The organism is Streptomyces sp. NBC_00435, assembly GCF_036014235.1.
In the GTDB taxonomy this organism is placed as follows: Bacteria; Actinomycetota; Actinomycetes; order Streptomycetales; family Streptomycetaceae; genus Streptomyces.
In genome coordinates this window covers 1,296,226-1,311,245 of sequence record NZ_CP107924.1, presented here as the reverse complement: position 1 = coordinate 1,311,245, position 15,020 = coordinate 1,296,226, and the positions used below count along the sequence as shown (strand labels likewise).

At 71.5% G+C, this 15,020-nt stretch carries 12 protein-coding genes; 5 read left to right on the top strand and 7 right to left on the bottom strand.

Annotated features, from left to right (window positions below; translation table 11 throughout):
• Window positions 1-135: 135 nt before the first annotated feature.
• Window positions 136-864, bottom strand: coding sequence for a type 1 glutamine amidotransferase (locus OG389_RS05895; protein WP_328297401.1), 729 nt, complete (start codon window positions 862-864; stop codon window positions 136-138).
• A 19-nt stretch (window positions 865-883) separates the two neighbouring features.
• Window positions 884-2,122: a MurT ligase domain-containing protein gene (locus OG389_RS05890; protein ID WP_328297400.1), complete on the bottom strand. Its 1,239-nt coding sequence runs from the start codon at window positions 2,120-2,122 to the stop codon at window positions 884-886.
• A gap of 123 nt (window positions 2,123-2,245) precedes the next feature.
• Here OG389_RS05890 and def point away from each other — a divergent pair, with 123 nt between their 5' ends.
• The gene (gene def, locus OG389_RS05885) at window positions 2,246-2,809 is read left to right on the top strand and encodes a peptide deformylase (RefSeq protein WP_328297399.1); all 564 of its coding nucleotides are present in this window, start codon (window positions 2,246-2,248) and stop codon (window positions 2,807-2,809) included.
• A 65-nt stretch (window positions 2,810-2,874) separates the two neighbouring features.
• Here the strand turns inward: def and OG389_RS05880 are convergent, their stop codons facing one another.
• Window positions 2,875-3,519 carry a TetR family transcriptional regulator gene (locus OG389_RS05880; RefSeq protein WP_328297398.1) on the bottom strand — a complete coding sequence of 215 codons (645 nt, stop codon included), beginning with the start codon at window positions 3,517-3,519 and terminating at the stop codon, window positions 2,875-2,877.
• A 198-nt stretch (window positions 3,520-3,717) separates the two neighbouring features.
• Between OG389_RS05880 and OG389_RS05875 the strand changes: the two genes are divergently transcribed.
• Window positions 3,718-4,947 (top strand): acyl-CoA dehydrogenase family protein, encoded by a 1,230-nt coding sequence (locus OG389_RS05875; protein WP_328297397.1) that lies wholly within the window; start codon window positions 3,718-3,720, stop codon window positions 4,945-4,947.
• A gap of 86 nt (window positions 4,948-5,033) precedes the next feature.
• On the opposite strand, the gene OG389_RS05870 is transcribed toward OG389_RS05875, so the two are convergent.
• On the bottom strand, window positions 5,034-5,471 hold the full coding sequence (locus OG389_RS05870) for an SRPBCC family protein (RefSeq protein ID WP_328297396.1): 438 nt from the start codon (window positions 5,469-5,471) through the stop codon (window positions 5,034-5,036).
• A gap of 155 nt (window positions 5,472-5,626) precedes the next feature.
• On the opposite strand from OG389_RS05870, the gene OG389_RS05865 reads away from it, so the two are divergent.
• The gene (locus tag OG389_RS05865; RefSeq protein ID WP_250740159.1) at window positions 5,627-5,812 is read left to right on the top strand and encodes a DUF5999 family protein; all 186 of its coding nucleotides are present in this window, start codon (window positions 5,627-5,629) and stop codon (window positions 5,810-5,812) included.
• Between the two features lie 147 nt (window positions 5,813-5,959).
• Here OG389_RS05865 and OG389_RS05860 read toward each other — a convergent pair whose 3' ends face one another.
• On the bottom strand, window positions 5,960-7,981 hold the full coding sequence (locus OG389_RS05860) for an ATP-binding protein (protein WP_328297395.1): 2,022 nt from the start codon (window positions 7,979-7,981) through the stop codon (window positions 5,960-5,962).
• 166 nt (window positions 7,982-8,147) lie between these two features.
• Window positions 8,148-9,179: a fibronectin type III domain-containing protein gene (locus OG389_RS05855; RefSeq protein ID WP_328297394.1), complete on the bottom strand. Its 1,032-nt coding sequence runs from the start codon at window positions 9,177-9,179 to the stop codon at window positions 8,148-8,150.
• Between the two features lie 275 nt (window positions 9,180-9,454).
• On the opposite strand from OG389_RS05855, the gene OG389_RS05850 reads away from it, so the two are divergent.
• Window positions 9,455-9,649 (top strand): hypothetical protein, encoded by a 195-nt coding sequence (locus OG389_RS05850; RefSeq protein WP_328297393.1) that lies wholly within the window; start codon window positions 9,455-9,457, stop codon window positions 9,647-9,649.
• Window positions 9,650-9,802: 153 nt separating this feature from the next.
• On the top strand, window positions 9,803-11,371 hold the full coding sequence (locus OG389_RS05845) for a hypothetical protein (RefSeq protein ID WP_443059209.1): 1,569 nt from the start codon (window positions 9,803-9,805) through the stop codon (window positions 11,369-11,371).
• Between the two features lie 103 nt (window positions 11,372-11,474).
• Here OG389_RS05845 and OG389_RS05840 read toward each other — a convergent pair whose 3' ends face one another.
• A complete protein-coding gene (locus tag OG389_RS05840; protein ID WP_328303542.1) occupies window positions 11,475-14,966 on the bottom strand; it encodes a M28 family peptidase in 3,492 nt (1,163 codons plus the stop codon).
• Window positions 14,967-15,020: the final 54 nt, after the last annotated feature.

Below are 15,020 nucleotides of genomic sequence, written 5' to 3'. Positions count from 1 at the left end.
ACTACCCAGCACCCTACAAGCGGATCGAGGCTGGACTGAACCATCCTCCACATGCTGGTCAGATCAGTCGTACGAACACACGTCGGCCCGGATTCCCCGCAGGGGATCCGGGCCGCGCGAAGGACGCCGCGAGGCTTACGCCGGCTGCGTCGCCGCCGCGATCCGCTCGGCGCGCAGCGCCTCGTACCAGCGGTCGTCGATGGGCGGCAGCGCGTTCACGTCGAGGGCCAGCTTCAGCAGCAGGTCCGCGATCTGCGGGTTGCGAGCCATCACGGGGCCGTGCATGTACGTGCCGAACACTGTGTCGTTGTACGCGCCTTCGGTGCCGTCCCCGGTGCCGTTGCCCCGGCCCATCGTGACCCGGGCGAACGGCTTCGCCGTCGGGCCGAGGTGCGTGATGCCCTGGTGGTTCTCGAACCCGGTGAGCTGCGGCAGCACGAGCTGCGGGTCGATGTCTCCGAGAACGTCGCCGACGCACCGCTCGCCCTCGCCGCGCACGGTCACCACGTCCAGCAGGCCGAGGCCCTCCTGGCGCTGGCCGACGTCGTTGACGAACTCCTGGCCCAGGATCTGGTAACCGGCGCAGACGGAGAAGACGATCGCCCCGTTCGAGACGGCCCGCTCCAGACCGCCGTCGCGCAGCAGGCGCTCCGCGGCCAGCCGCTGCGGCCGGTCCTCGCCGCCACCGATCAGGTAGATGTCGCCCGAGGTGGGGATCGGCTGGTCGCTGCGCACGTCCACGCGCTGCACGTCCAGGCCGCGCCGGCGGGCGCGGCGCTCGACGACGAGGGCGTTGCCCTGGTCTCCGTACGTGCTGAGCAGGTCGGGGTAGACCCACACCAGACGCAGGCTGTTGTCGCTCATGCTCTTGTCCTTATGGGTACTAGTTGCCGACGCGGCGGCGCACGTCCTGGAAGGCGGTGTAGTTGGCGATCAGCTCGATCTGTCCGGGCGGCGCCAGCTGCACGGCTTCGTCGAGGGTCTCGCACACCCGGAAGTCCAGGCCCGCGACTTCCAGGCGGACCGCGAGGTCCAGCTTGCGGTCGCCGATCACGAAGATCGGGTGGCCGGCCAGGCGCGGGTAGTCCACGTCCCACAGCCAGGAGGTGTCCGTGCCGTCGGCGCCGCGCGCGTTCACCGACAGGATCACCGGGGTCGGCGGCGGGTCGATCAGAGAAAACGTTTCGAGCCAGCCCGCCGGGTTCTTCGCGAGCAGCAGCCGCAGCTCGCGGCCCTGGAAGCTCACCACGTCGTAGCGTCCGGCGACGGCCTGCACCTGGTACATCCGCTCGAGCGCCACCTGCGGCGGGACGCCGAAGACGGCGGCGACGGCTGCGGAGGTGGCGGCGTTCGCCTTGTTGGCGCGGCCCGGGAGCTGGAGGCTGATCGGCCAGGCGCTGCCGTGCGGGTCGAGGACGTGGTCGCCGGAGAGCACCCAGCTGGGGGTGGGACGCCGGAAACCGCACTCGCCGCAGTACCAGTCGTCGCCCGGACGCTGCATGACGCCACCGCAGGAGGGGCACGACCAGGCGTCGTCCTTCCACTCCTGGCCGGCCGCGACCCACACCACGTTCGCCGAGGAGGAGGCGGCCCACACGATCAGCGGGTCGTCCGCGTTGGCGACGACGACCGCCTTGGAGCCCGAGAGGCCCTCGCGCCACTTCTCCGCGAGCATGCGGGTCTCGGCGGCGCGGTCCAGCTGGTCCCGGGAGAGGTTCAGCAGGGCGATCACCTTGGGGGTGACGTCCCGGGCCACTCCGGCCAGGTACTTCTCGTCCACCTCGATGACGCCGTAGCGGGCGTCCGAGCCGCCCGCCAGGGCGGAGGTGATGCCCGCGGGCATGTTCGCGCCGAGCGCGTTGGAGACGACCGGACCGCTGGCCCGCAGGGCCTCCGCGATGAGCCGGGTCGTCGTGGTCTTGCCGTTCGTCGCCGAGACGAGGACGACGTCGAGATGCTGCGCCAGCGCGCCGAGGAGATCGGGGTCGAGCTTGAGTGCGACCTTGCCTCCGATCACCGATCCGCTTCCGCGTCCCGCGGCCCGCGACACCGCCGCCGCGGCCTTGCCCGCCGTCACGGCCAGCTTGGCCCGCGGCGAAAGCGGCTCTGTGTTGCCTGCCATCGTCCCTTGTCCTCCTTGCGTCGGTCGCCCCCAGCCTATCCAGTACCGGCCCGCACCCCGACCGCGGCGCCCCAGGTCTGCCGAAGATCTCCTCATATAGTCGCCCGTCGTACCCTTACGGCCATGCGACAGCGCCCCATCCCCGGTACCTCCGGCATCGTCCGCACCATGAGCCTGCTGGGCGACCCGGTGCTCCATTCCGCCTGCACGGAGGTCACCGAGTTCGGCCCGGTCCTCGACCGGCTCGTCGAGGACATGTTCGCCACGATGTACGCCGCCCAGGGCGTCGGCCTCGCCGCGAACCAGATCGGCGTCGGGCAGCGGGTGTTCGTCTACGACTGCCCCGACGACGAGGACGTCCGGCACGTCGGGCACATCGTCAACCCGCGGCTGGTCTCCGCCGCAGGGGACGAGTTCGCGGGCCCCGAGGGATGCCTGTCCCTGCCCGGGCTGGAGGCGTCCACGGTCCGCTTCGACGAGGCCGTCGTCGAGGGCGTCACCTCGGACGGGGCGCCGGTACGGGTGTCCGGGACCGGGTTCTTCGCCCGCTGCCTCCAGCACGAGTGCGACCACCTGGCAGGTGTGGTTTATGCGGAGCGGGTCACGGGGCTGCGGGCGCGGAAGCTGCGCAGGCAGATCCGGAAGACCGACTGGGGGGCGGCCGGGATCCACGCGCTGGGGGAGTGAGGCCCGGCGGGGCCGGGGTCCCCGGGGCTCCGCCCCGGACCCCGTGCCTCAAACGCCGGCTGGGCTCAGAACCCCGGACCGTCCGCGCGGTTGCCCGCCGTGGCCAGGCGGCCCCACAGCAGGTCGGTGAGGCCCGCGACGAGCTCCGCCCGCTCGCACGGGCGCTCGCTGAGCCACCAGTCGCCGGCCGCGTGCATCATGCCGACGATGCCGTGGCCCCAGACGCGGGCCAGGCGTTCGCCGCCGGGACCGAGGTCCACGCGCTCGCCGATCACCTGGGCCAGCTCCTCGCCGAGGCGGCGCAGCAGCGGTGCCGAGTGCAGGCCGACGTCGAAGCCGCGCTCGGTGGCCTGGGAGTCCTCGGCCGGGTGCATGAGGAAGCGGTAGACCTGGGGCCGGGCCTCGATGGCGGCGAGATAGGTGTCGAGGGTGGACTCCACCCGGCTGCGCCGCTCGGCGGGGGCGTCGAGCGCCGCGCGCAGCGAGCCGAGCAGGGCGTCCGTGTGCCGGACGGCCAGCGCCTGGTAGAGGCCCGCCTTGTCGCCGAAGTGCCGGTAGAGGATGGGCTTGGTGATGCCGGCCTCCGCCGCGATGGCGTTCATGGACGCCTTGGGGCCGTCCCTGAGGACGACCCGGTCGGCGGCCTCCAGCAGCTCCCGCCGCCGGCGCTCGCCCGCTCCCGGCTCGCCGGCCTGCTGTGTGGTCTCCATGACGTGTCTCACTCCCCGCCCTTGCGATGTCCTGACGCCCACGCAACGTAACACCCCGCACACCCTGGCGATCTCACCGGTGGTGCGCCGTAGCTGCTGCTTGACAGTGCTTACCGGCCGGTAACAGACTGGAGTCATCTTGAGGGTTACCGTTGGTAACCACTTGTACGGCGGCGTGAGACGAAAGCTGGAGGGGACATGGCGGAGTTCACCATGGAGCTCAACGACGACCAGAAGCAGGTGCGGGACTGGATCCACGGCTTCGCCGCCGACGTGATCCGTCCCGCCGCCGCGGAATGGGACGAGCGCGAAGAGACTCCGTGGCCCGTCATCCAGGAGGCCGCCAAGGTCGGCATCTACTCCCTCGACTTCTACGCCCAGCAGTTCTTCGACCCCACCGGCCTCGGCATCCCGATGGCCATGGAGGAGCTGTTCTGGGGCGACGCGGGCATCGCACTCTCCATCGTCGGCACCGGGCTCGCCGCCATCGGCGTGGTCGCCAACGGCACCGAGGAACAGATCGGCACCTGGATCCCGCAGATGTACGGCACCCCGGACGACGTGAAGGTCGCCGCCTTCTGCTCCTCCGAGCCCGACGCCGGCTCCGACGTCGGCTCCATGCGCACTCGCGCCGTGTACGACCAGGCCAAGGACGAGTGGGTGCTCAACGGCACCAAGACCTGGGCGACCAACGGCGGCATCGCCAACGTCCACATCGTCGTGGCCGTCGTCGACCCCGAGCTCGGCACCAAGGGCCACGCCTCCTTCATCGTGCCGCCGAACACCCCGGGCCTCTCCCAGGGGCAGAAGTTCAAGAAGCACGGCATCCGTGCCTCGCACACCGCCGAGGTGGTGCTGGAGGACGTGCGCGTACCGGGGTCCTGCCTCCTCGGCGGCAAGGAGAAGCTCGACGAGCGGCTCGCGCGGGCCCACGAGCGGGCGAAGGCGGGCGGCGGCGAGCGCGTGAAGAACGCGGCCATGGCCACCTTCGAGGCCTCCCGGCCCGCCGTCGGCGCCATGGCGGTCGGCACCGCGCGCGCCGCGTACGAGGTGGCGCTGGACTACGCGAAGACCCGTACGCAGTTCGGCCGGCCGATCATCGACAACCAGGGCGTGGCGTTCCAGCTCGCCGACATGCGGACCTCCATCGACGCGGCCCGGCTGCTGGTGTGGCGGGCCTCCTGGATGGCGGTCGCGGGCAAGCCCTTCACCTCGGCCGAGGGCTCGATGTCGAAGCTGTTCGCGAGCGAGGTCGCCAAGAAGGTCACCGCCCAGGCGGTCCAGATCCTCGGCGGCAACGGCTTCACCCGCGAGTACCCGGTGGAGCGCATGCACCGCGACAGCGCCATCTACACCATCTTCGAGGGCACCAGCGAGATCCAGCGCCTGGTGATCGCCCGCACCCTCTCGGGCATGCCGATCCGCTAGTGCGGGGCTCGCACCGGGAAGGGCCTGGGGTCGCCGTGGGGCGGCCCCAGGCCCTGGGTGTGGGAAGGAGCGCCCGGCGGCGCTGTTCAGGGGCGCAGGAGGGCTTCCAGGGCGCGGGTGAAGAACAGGCGCGCCGCCGCCGTCACCAGGGGGTCGAAGGGACGGCCGAGGCCGCGTACGCGCAGTTCCTCGCGCCACTCGGCCTCCCAGCCGCCGCGGGGCGAGGGGCGGAGCTCGATCTCCGCCCGGCCCCGCACCAAGCGGCCGTGTTTGACGAGCCGGACCAGCCCCGCCGAGCCGTCGCGGGGAGGCCTCCAGAGGGTGACTTCCATCGGGTCGTCGAAGGTGATGCTCCCCACGCCCGTACGCATGGTGAAACGGGTTCCGGTGTGCGTGGGAGGCGGCGTTTCGATGATCGCCCGGGTGAGCGGAACGGCTGCGCCGTGGCGTTCCCAGTCCGTCAGCCTCCGCCACGCATCCTCCGGCGCGAGAAGTGTTCGGCGAATGATCCGGACAGCGGGCATGAGCACATGGTAATCGGGCATACACACCCTGAACTGGGCGGTGAATATGGGTACCGTCCAGGGGTGGCGATCAGTAATACTCACCGCCACCGTGGATCGCGGATTCGACCGGGTGACCACCGGCCTTCCCGCCCCACTCTGCGAGGAGGTGCGCCATGTGCTCCCACCAGCCCCCATGCCCGTCCGCCGACAGCGTCGATCACGATGCCGCCCGTACCGTGGCCTTCCACCCCGAGCAGGGCTGGAACCTGCTCTGCAACGGTGCCGTGGTTTTCGACGACACCGGCGAACTGCTCCCCGACGGCCGCACGGTGGAACCCCGCCGCCCGGCCCTGGTCTGAGCGAGGAGGCAGCATGCGCCAGCAGCTGATCCGCAAGCCCGTCCCCAAGCCCGCACCTCGAGACCTGGATCTGCGTACCCCGTCGGGCAGACCCCTCCCGTACTGACGGGAGCCCCGGAGTTACGCAACGGCGCCACCGGCTGAGCGTCAGCCGGTGGACGCCGCCGCGCCGCCCAGGAACGCGCTTTCGTAGGCCTCGTCGCCGATCGCCGCCCTGGCCTCGCGTTCGCCCTGGTCGCGCAGGGCCGTCAGCGAGGGAGAGCCCATCTGCGGCCGGCCCACCGTGCGCCACCAGGCGTGCCCCGTGCCCAGCAGCCGCGCCGCGAGCTCGCCGTCGCCCATGGCCGCCACCGCCGCCGCCAGCAGGTCCAGACCGAGCGCGATCCCGAAGCGGTCGCCCAGCAGCCGCTTGCCCGACAGCATCGCCCGTGCGTGGCGGGCCGCCTCCCCGTGGTGGCCGAGCCCGAAGGCCGCGACGGCCAGGATGTAGTCCGCGTACGCCCGCAGCCAACGCTCCCCCAACTCCGCGCACGCCTCGCGCAGGCCGCGTGCCTCCTGCTCGGCCTCCTCGAAGCGTCCGAGGTCGCACAGGGCGTAGCCGGTGGCCAGCCGGCACAGCAGCCAGCCCGCGCCGCTGGGCCTGCCGCCGTGTCCGCCGCGCGCCCGGGGCCCCGCGAGCGCGAGCGCCCGTACGGGATCGCCCGGCATCAGCACCGACACCGCGTGCAGGTACGCGGCGCGCAGCTCCGGTTCCGGGTCGGCCAGCGTGGCCGCCGCGCGGGTGCCCTCCCGGCCGAGCCGCTCGGAGGTGTCCAGCTCGCCCTGGAGCATGACGGTGAGCCCCAGCGCCCACAGGCCCTGGACGTACGCCGCCCCCGAGCGCGGACCGGTGAGCAGGGCCCGTTCCAGGAACGCCCGGCCCTCGTGGACGTGCCCGCAAGAGAACCAGAAGAACCACAGCGCGCCGGCCGTCTCCAGGGCGGCCGTGGGGTCCGTGCCGAGGAGGTGCTCCAGGGCGGTGCGCAGCTGCGCGTGCTCGGCGGTCATCCTGCGGTACCAGTCCACCTGCCCGGGGCCCATCCAACCCCGGTCGGCGGCCTTGGAGAGCGCGGCGTACCAGTGGGCGTGCCGGTCGGCGACGATCCGCTCCTCGCCGAGCTCCGCCAGCCAGTCCTGGCCGTACTCGCGGATCGTGTCCAGCAGCCGGTAGCGGGCGCCCGTACCCCGCTCATCGGTGTGCTGGACCACCGACTTCGCGACCAGGCCCGCCAGGACCCGTTCCACGCGCGCCGCGGGCAGGGGGCCGCCCGAGCACACCGCGCGCGCCGCGGCGGCGTCGAAGTCCCCGGTGAACACCGAGAGCCGGGCCCACAGCAGCCGTTCGACCGGCTCGCACAGCTCGTGGCTCCAGCCGATCGCGGTCCGCATCGTCTGGTGGCGGGGGAGCCGGGCGGCGGTGGTGTCGGACAGCAGGTCGAAGCGGACCTGGAGGCGCTCCGCCATCTGCTCCAGGGTCCACAGCCGCAGCCGGGCACCGGCCAGTTCGATGGCGAGCGGGATCCCGTCCAGGCGGCGGCAGATCTCGGCGGCCAGGGCCGCCAGGTCGGGGTCGGCGAACGCGGCCGCGGCGTGGCCGGAGGCGGACATCGAGCGGGCCCGGAACAGGGCGAGCGCGTCGCTGTCGGGTCCGTCGCTCGGGAGCGGACTGACCTCGACCAGGCTCTCGCCGGGGCTGCCGAGCGGTTCGCGGGAGGTGACGAGGACCGTCAGGCCCGGTGCGGACTGCAGGAGTTCACCCACCAGGTGGCGGCAGGCGGACACCAGGTGCTCGCACGTGTCGAGGACGAGCAGCAGCTCCTTGTCGGCCATCCACGCGCACAGTTCCTCGTCGAGGGGGCGCGGGGACTGGTGGGCGAGGCCGAGGGCGTGCGCGACGGTGGCCGTGAGCAACTCGGCGTCGCGCAGCGGGGAGAGCTCCACCCACCACACCCCGTCGGGCCGCCGTTGGCGGGGATCGGCGGCGGCGCGCAGGGCCAGCCTGGACTTGCCGACACCGCCGACCCCCGTGAGAGTGACGAGGCGCCGCTCGCGCAGAACGTCGTACAGGAGGCCGAGTTCACGCTCGCGGCCCACGAAGCTCGCCGTCTCCGGCGGCAGGTTTCCCGGCACGGCGCCAGAGTCTGGCCCAGGGGCGCCGCCCGCGGAATCTGCCTGATTGTTGTTGACCGAGTACTCACCGAACACGGAAGTATTGTGCGCGATCTTCTTTCGTCGCAGTGCCGTTCGGGTCATATCGAATCGGTGGATTGTCCGTGACCGGGCCACGGGAGGGGCGTCAGGAGGCGAGGACGACCCGCCGTTCGGCGGAGAACGCGCCCCAGTTGCCGTCGGGCAGCCGGGCCCGGAGCTTCACCGTCCATACGGTACCGGGCGGTTCGGTGACCGAGAGGCGGTGCTCCGCACGGCCCGCCGGGACGGCGCCCGCGCCGAACTGGATGACGGTGGTGGGCCGGCCGTTGACGTAGAGCTCGTACTCGCTGGTCTCCCGGCCGGTCGGCGGGGCGGTCCAGGCGAGGGTGACCGCGCCCGGTGAGGCGGTCGCGGTGAACTCGGCCGGAGCGCTGTTCGGCCGCTGTCCCCCTCCGGCCGGGGTCGTGACGTCCACGGCGGGGCCGGCCGGGGAGGAGTTGTCGGCGCCGTCCCGGGCCCGGACGGTGAAGGTGTACACGGTGTCGGGCTGGAGACCTTCCAGGACGGTCCCGGTCATGCCGGGGCCGACCGTGTGGATCCGGGCCTCGCCCTGGTAGACGTCGTACGCGGTGACCCCCGAGTCGTCGGTTGCCGCGGCCCAGGTCAGCTGGGCGGAGGTGGGGCCGAGGGCCCGGCCGGCCGTACTCGGCGGTGCGGTCGGGGCCAGGCGGTCCTCGGCCTTCGCGGCGGGGGTGGTGGCGGAGGCGGCCGCGCCGGCCGCGGAGGTGTTGCCGGCGGCGTCCCGGGCCCGGACCGTGAAGGCGTAGGCGGTCCGCGGGGTGAGCTCGGTGATGTCCACCATCGTCTTGTCGGCGGGGAGTTCGCGGACCAGGCGGCCGGCCTGGAAGACGAGGAAGGCGGCCACCCCGTCGGCGGGGGCCGGTGACTGCCACATGACGTGGACCGAGGTGGCGCTGCCCGCCTGGGCCGTGATCCCGACCGGAGCGGGCGGGGGCGTGGTGTCGGCGGAGTCGCAGGCCGTCAGCGCGGCGGCCGCGAGGGCCAGGGACACGGCGAGCGCCGCCCGCCGCGCGGACGGCCGCGGGGCGCGGCGTACGGGGTGCGCCGAGGGGCTCGGCGCGGTGGCCGGCGCGGGGCGTGGTACGGGGTCGTGCACGGCGGGCGCCCCTCTTCTTCCGGTTCTTCCCGCTCCTCGGAAAGGTCTAGACATATATGGCATGCCGTGCGGCGGGCGGGCAAGACCCGCGCGGCTGGCGGTGGGGCGCGACCCCGTGCTGCTCGGACGCCGGCGCGGGCGGACGACCCGCTGGGCGGAGATCGTCAAGGGCTGAACGCCGATCACGGACGGTCAACACCCGTTTGGCGGACGCGGGTTTCGCCCGGGAAGCCCTCCTCCTGCGCCACGATGGCGCCGCACAAGGAGGTGTTCCGATGGTGATCTCCCTCTCCGTCGTCGTCCTGCTCCTGGTCCTCGCGTGGATCTTCATGCGTGGCGGCGGCCTGAAGGTGTCGCACGCGCTGGTCTGCGTCCTGCTCGGCTTCTACCTCGCCGGCAGCGGCCTGGCGGCGACCATCCACAACGGGGTCTCGGCCACGGCGAACGTGGTCAGCGGGTTCAAGCCGTAGGCCCGGCACCGCCGTTGCGGATGATCAACTGTTGCGCCTTCGTGAATCATCCGGTTCTTCCATGGACTCCTCAGGCAGTGCGATCTAGCGTCTCGCCCCGGCGCGATGTCATACGCAATGTCAACAAGACTGAGGGAAAGGGAGGAAGTCCGAATGTTCCGAAGAGCGCTGAACTGCGCCGTGGTACCGGCCCTCGCCGCATGCGCGGTGATGTACGGGGTCGCGCCGGCCGCTGCCGAGGCGATACCCCAGGCCCCCGGCCACCGCCTGGTCAGCCATTACGAGGGCGGCCCCGCCACCGCCGTTCCGCTGCCCGGCGAAGCCCCGCCGCAGCACCCCTTCCTCGCGCCCAACGGCCGCAGTGGCATGCACTCCGACGCGGCGGGCAGCGCCACGTCACCCTGGTCCGGGCCGCTCGGCAGGAACCCGCAGGTGACCAGCGAGAAGATCGCCGCCGTCGGCGGCGAATGCGCCACCGCCACTTTCGACTCGGCCGGCCGGCTGGTCACGGTGTGCGGCACCTTCGGCGGCTTCAAGGTCAAGCTGCTGGAGCCCCGTACGCTCGCCACGCTCGCGGAGTACCAGCTCCCACAGCGCTCCTCGACGGTCCAGGCGATCACCTCGCTGGACTTCTCGAAGATCTTCAAGGACACCTCGGGCGGGGCCTACTTCTACCTGGACGACCAGGACCGGGCGGTGCTGGCCGACTCCCGCCAGCACATCCTGCGCCTGTCCCACGTACAGAATCCGGACGGCGGCTGGCAGTTCGAGGTCGACGACGACTGGGACCTCACCGGTCAGGTCCCGCACGACTGCGTCGACTGGACCAACCTGTGGCCCACCGGCACCTGTGACCCCGTCACCTCGGTGATGCCCGACTGGAACGGCCTCATCTGGTGGGTCACCCGCCAGGGCCGCGTCGGCACGGTGGACCCGCGGACCTCGGTGATCCGCTCGATCAGGCTGGCGGGGGAGGAGATCCAGAACTCCTTCTCGGTCGCCGAGGACGGTGTCTCCATCGTCACCGACCATGCGCTCTACAGCTTCCGCACCACCGCTGACGGCACCCCCGTCGCGCAGTGGCGCCAGACGTACGACCGGGGCACGGGAACCAAACCCGGTTCGGTCAACCAGGGTTCGGGCACCACTCCGGACCTCTTCGGCAACGGCTACGTCGCGATCACCGACAACGCCGACGACCGGATGAACGTCCTGGTCTACAAGCGGGGCGTGGACGTGCCCGAAGGTCAGCGGCTGGTGTGCAAGGTCCCGGTCTTCGGCCCGGGCGCATCGACCACCGACAACTCCCTTATCACCTGGGGAAACAGCATCGTCGTCGAGAACAACTACGGCTATGAGAACGTCACTTCGCTGGTCCTCGGCAAATCCGTCGTCGGCGGAGTGAGCCGCATCGACGTCCGCGCCGACGGCAGTGGCTGCGACACGGTCTGGCAGAGCGCGATCCGCTCGCCCTCCGTGGTCCCGAAGCTCTCCACCGCGAACGGGCTGCTCTACTTCTACGAGAAGGAGCCGAACTTCTGGGGAATCGACGCCTGGTACCTCACGGCGGTCGACTTCCGCACCGGCGAGCGCCGCTGGCGCCGGCTGACCGGCACCGGCCCGCTGTACGACAACAACTGGGCCCCGATCACCCTCGGCCCCGACGGGACGGCCTACGTCGGCGTCTTCAACGGCATCGTCGCGGTCCGCGACGGCGGCTGATCCACTGCCGGGCGGCACCCGCCCCGGCCGTGTGCGGCCGGGGCGGATACCGCCCGTAACGTGCTCAGGTGGTGCTCAGCTCGTGCTCAGGGTGCCGGGGGCGTCAGCTCACCTGGAGGGTGACGTCGTCCACGACGAAGGACGTCTGGAGGGAGGAGTCCTCCACGCCCTGGAACTTCAGGGTGACCGTCTGGCCGGCGAACCGGGAGACGTCGTAGGTCTTGAGCTGGTAGCCGGAGGCCGCGTTCACGTTGGACAGGGTCTCCAGCGTCTGGCCGCCCACCGAGACCGTGAACTTGTCGTAGACGGTGTTCTCGGTCTCGTCGGTGTCGATGTGCAGGTAGAAGCCGAGCTGGTACGAGGCGCAGCCGGTGGGGATGGTCACCGACTGCGAGGCGCTGTCCGTGTGGTTCTGGCCGTAACCGTCGAGCCAGGCCTTGTACGAGCCGCCGTGCGGGGTCTGGCCGGCCTGGTTGGTGATGACGCCCGAGGTGGCGGTCCACGGGGTGGAGCCGCTCTCGAAGCCGCCGTTGGAGACGAGCTGGCGCGGGGTGCAGGAGGGGCCGGTGCCCGTGACGGTCAGGGTGTAGGTGGTGGTGTGGCTGACGGAGCCCGTGCCGGTGACGGTCAGGGTGTACGTGCCGGGCGCGGTGCTCGCGCCGACCTGCACGGACAGCGTCGAGGAGCTTCCGGACTGGACCGAGGTGGGGCTGAGCGTCGCGGTCGTGCCGGCGGGGGCGCCGGACACCGACAGGGCGACGGTCTGGGCGGCGCCGCTCACGGTGGCGGTGTTGATGGTGGAGGTGGTGGTGCCGCCCTGGCTGGCGCTGCCGGTGGCCGGGGAGGCGCTGATCGAGAAGTCCGGGCCGGGCGTGGTGCCGCCGACGGCCTGGTTCCAGATGGTGTAGGCGACGCCGTCCGCGCTGCGGTCCAGGACGGTCGCGCTGATGTTGCTCGTGGTGTCGCAGGAGCTGTGGTAGCAGGAGTCGTACGCCGCGTTCGCGGTGCCGCCCCACTTCGAGGCCTGCGCCGAGGTCTTGCGGGCACTGGCGCCGGCCGCGTAGCCGGAGGTGGGGATGCCGCCCTGCTGGAAGGAGTAGTCGTCACTGCGGCCCTGGCCCTCGGTGTTCTCCTCGGGGGCGAGGTTCAGCGAGGTCCAGTACGCCTTGAGCGGGGCCGCGGCGGTGGAGTTGACGTTGTTGATGAAGTAGCCGCCGTTGGTCGAGCCGACCATGTCGAAGTTGTAGTAGGCCTTGATGGCCGACTTCTGGGTGCTGGTGAGCTGGTTGACGTAGAACCTCGAGCCGTTGAGGCCCTGCTCCTCGTCGGTCCACCAGGCGAAGCGCACGTGCTTGGTCATCGTCGGGTTCTTCTGGGCGAGGACCAGCGCGTTCTCCAGCAGGGTCGTGGAGCCTGAGCCGTTGTCGTTGATGCCCGGGCCGGCGGAGACGCTGTCGAGGTGCGAGCCGAACATGATCGTCTGGTCGGCGGGGCCGCCGGGCCAGTCGGCGATCAGGTTGTTCGACGGGTAGGTGCAGGAGGTGCAGTTCTGCTCGGTGACCGTGTAGCCGGCCGCCTGCAGCTTGCCCTTGATGTACGCCACGGACTGGGTGTACCCACCGCTGCCCGCACGGCGGTTGCCGCCGTTCTGGGAGGCGATCGTGTTCAGCTGGGTCAGGTGCGCCTGGACGGCGGCCACGTCGATGTTCGGCGCGCCGGGGGGCGGAGTGGTGCCGCCGACGGTGAGCGCGTAGTCGACGGTGTGCGAGAGGCTGGCGCCCTGGCCCTTGACGACGACGGTCGAGGAACCGGGAGCCGCGCTGGAGGACGCGGTCAGGGTCAGCGTCGAGGACTGGCCGGACTGCACGGTGGCCGGGCTGAAGGAGGCGGTGACGCCGGCCGGCAGACCGGACGCGGTGAGGGTCACCTGCTGGGCCGTGCCCTGGGAGATCGCGGTGGCCACCGCGGTGGTGACCGAGGCGCCCTGCTGGACGGTGCCCGAGGACGGGTTCAGCGCCAGCGAGAAGTCGCTGTTCTGACCGCTCGGGGTGCAGGTCGGGTCACCGGACTGGGCGGGCACGCTGATGGCGTCCCAGGCGCCCTTGGTCTTGTTGAATAGGTCGCAGGTGGCGTCCAGCGACTTGGCGGAGCTCAGGGTCGCGGTCCGGTACTTCTTGTAGGACATGCTGGAGGTCTTCAGCAGCATGCCGCCGTAGAAGATCTTGCCCGCGTTCTGTACGCCCGCGCCGGTCAGCGTGGACTGGTTGCAGGTGCTGCTGCTGGGCTTGCCGCCGCCCGGGTTGGTGCCCTCGGCGAGCAGGTAGAACCAGTGGTTGAGAGGGCCGGCCGCCGCGTGCACCTCGGTGCCGGGTATGGAGGAGCTGTAGCAGGCCGGGTCGTTGTTCACGGCCGGCGGGTTGTACATGTTCCGGATCGGACCGGTGCCCACGAGGTTGATCATCTCGCCGACGGTGTAGTCCGGAGTGTCGTACGGGGACGGTTCGTTGACGAAGGCCTCGGTCAGGGCGCCGAAGATGTCACCGGTGGCCTCGCCGAGCCCGGACTCCTGGCCGCTGGTGCCGCCCGGGGTGTTGCTGTCGATGGCGTGCCCGTACTCGTGGGCCACCACGTCCACGCCGGCGATCCACTCGTTGGCCTGGTTGTGCCCGATGGTCACCGAGCTGCCGTCCCAGTACGCGTTCAGGTCACCGAGGCCGACCTTGCCCGGGAAACTGCGGCCGTTGCCGCTGACGCCGTTGCGGCCGAGCCACTGGCTCAGCATGTCCCACTGCTTCTGCGCCGCGAACATGAGGTCCGTACAGCCGGTCTCCTTGGAGGTGGGGTTGCCCGTGCCCCAGGAGTCCGACGACTTGGAGAAGACACTGCCCGAGCTGTAGTCGGCGCAGCTCAGGCCGGTGCGGTTCGGGTCGCGCAGGGAGTAGGTGCCACCGGAGGCCGTGGTGTCGATGGTCAGCGGGTTCGGGCCGTTCCACTTGCTGTTGCCGCTGCCCGCCACCACCTCGTCGAAGCGGTCCAGGACCTTGCCGGTGCGCGCGTCCACGAACACGTGCAGCTTGCTGGGCGCCGTGGCGGTCCGGCCGATCAGGACGGTCTCCCAGGCCAGCACCGGCTTGTCGTCCTTGAGCTTGACGACGAGCCGGCTGCTCTGCACCTGGTCGGTCCTGGCCTGCTCGCGGCGCGAGGTGGCCTCGGCGGCCTTCGCGGTCACCGACGGGGTGACCGCCACGTCGATCACCGTCGAGGAGGCCGACTGGAGGGCGCGTACCCGGCCCTCCCCGTCGGCGAGGACGACCGCGTCGCCGCCGACGACCGGCAGGCCGCGGTAGCTGCGCTCGTAGGCGACCGAGTACAGGTCCTTCACCCAGGGGGTGACCAGGCGACGGTCGTACTGCTGCTGCGGGGAGTTGACCAGGCTGTCGAGGCCGCTGCGCACGGCCGCGTCAGCCGCGGCGACCGCCCGCTCGGCGGAGGTGCCCGGGACGGGTGAGGGAACCGAGGACTGCGCGGCGGTGGCGGTGGTGGCCAGCGTGCCGGCGAGGCCCGTGGTCAGCACCATGGCCGCGACGGCGGCCATCCATCTGGTGGGCTGCAAGAGTCCACTCCGATCGTGTGGGGGGTGAGAAGGGGA

What these genes read in the sequence shown, in the direction of transcription:
- OG389_RS05895 (WP_328297401.1), bottom strand. Translation starts at nt 864, where the DNA reads ATGAGCGACAACAGCCTGCGTCTGGTGTGGGTCTACCCCGACCTGCTC.
- OG389_RS05890 (WP_328297400.1), bottom strand. Translation starts at nt 2,122, where the DNA reads ATGGCAGGCAACACAGAGCCGCTTTCGCCGCGGGCCAAGCTGGCCGTG.
- def (WP_328297399.1), top strand. Translation starts at nt 2,246, where the DNA reads ATGCGACAGCGCCCCATCCCCGGTACCTCCGGCATCGTCCGCACCATG.
- OG389_RS05880 (WP_328297398.1), bottom strand. Translation starts at nt 3,519, where the DNA reads ATGGAGACCACACAGCAGGCCGGCGAGCCGGGAGCGGGCGAGCGCCGG.
- OG389_RS05875 (WP_328297397.1), top strand. Translation starts at nt 3,718, where the DNA reads ATGGCGGAGTTCACCATGGAGCTCAACGACGACCAGAAGCAGGTGCGG.
- OG389_RS05870 (WP_328297396.1), bottom strand. Translation starts at nt 5,471, where the DNA reads ATGCCCGCTGTCCGGATCATTCGCCGAACACTTCTCGCGCCGGAGGAT.
- OG389_RS05865 (WP_250740159.1), top strand. Translation starts at nt 5,627, where the DNA reads ATGTGCTCCCACCAGCCCCCATGCCCGTCCGCCGACAGCGTCGATCAC.
- OG389_RS05850 (WP_328297393.1), top strand. Translation starts at nt 9,455, where the DNA reads ATGGTGATCTCCCTCTCCGTCGTCGTCCTGCTCCTGGTCCTCGCGTGG.
- OG389_RS05845 (WP_443059209.1), top strand. Translation starts at nt 9,803, where the DNA reads ATGTTCCGAAGAGCGCTGAACTGCGCCGTGGTACCGGCCCTCGCCGCA.
- OG389_RS05840 (WP_328303542.1), bottom strand. Translation starts at nt 14,966, where the DNA reads ATGGCCGCCGTCGCGGCCATGGTGCTGACCACGGGCCTCGCCGGCACG.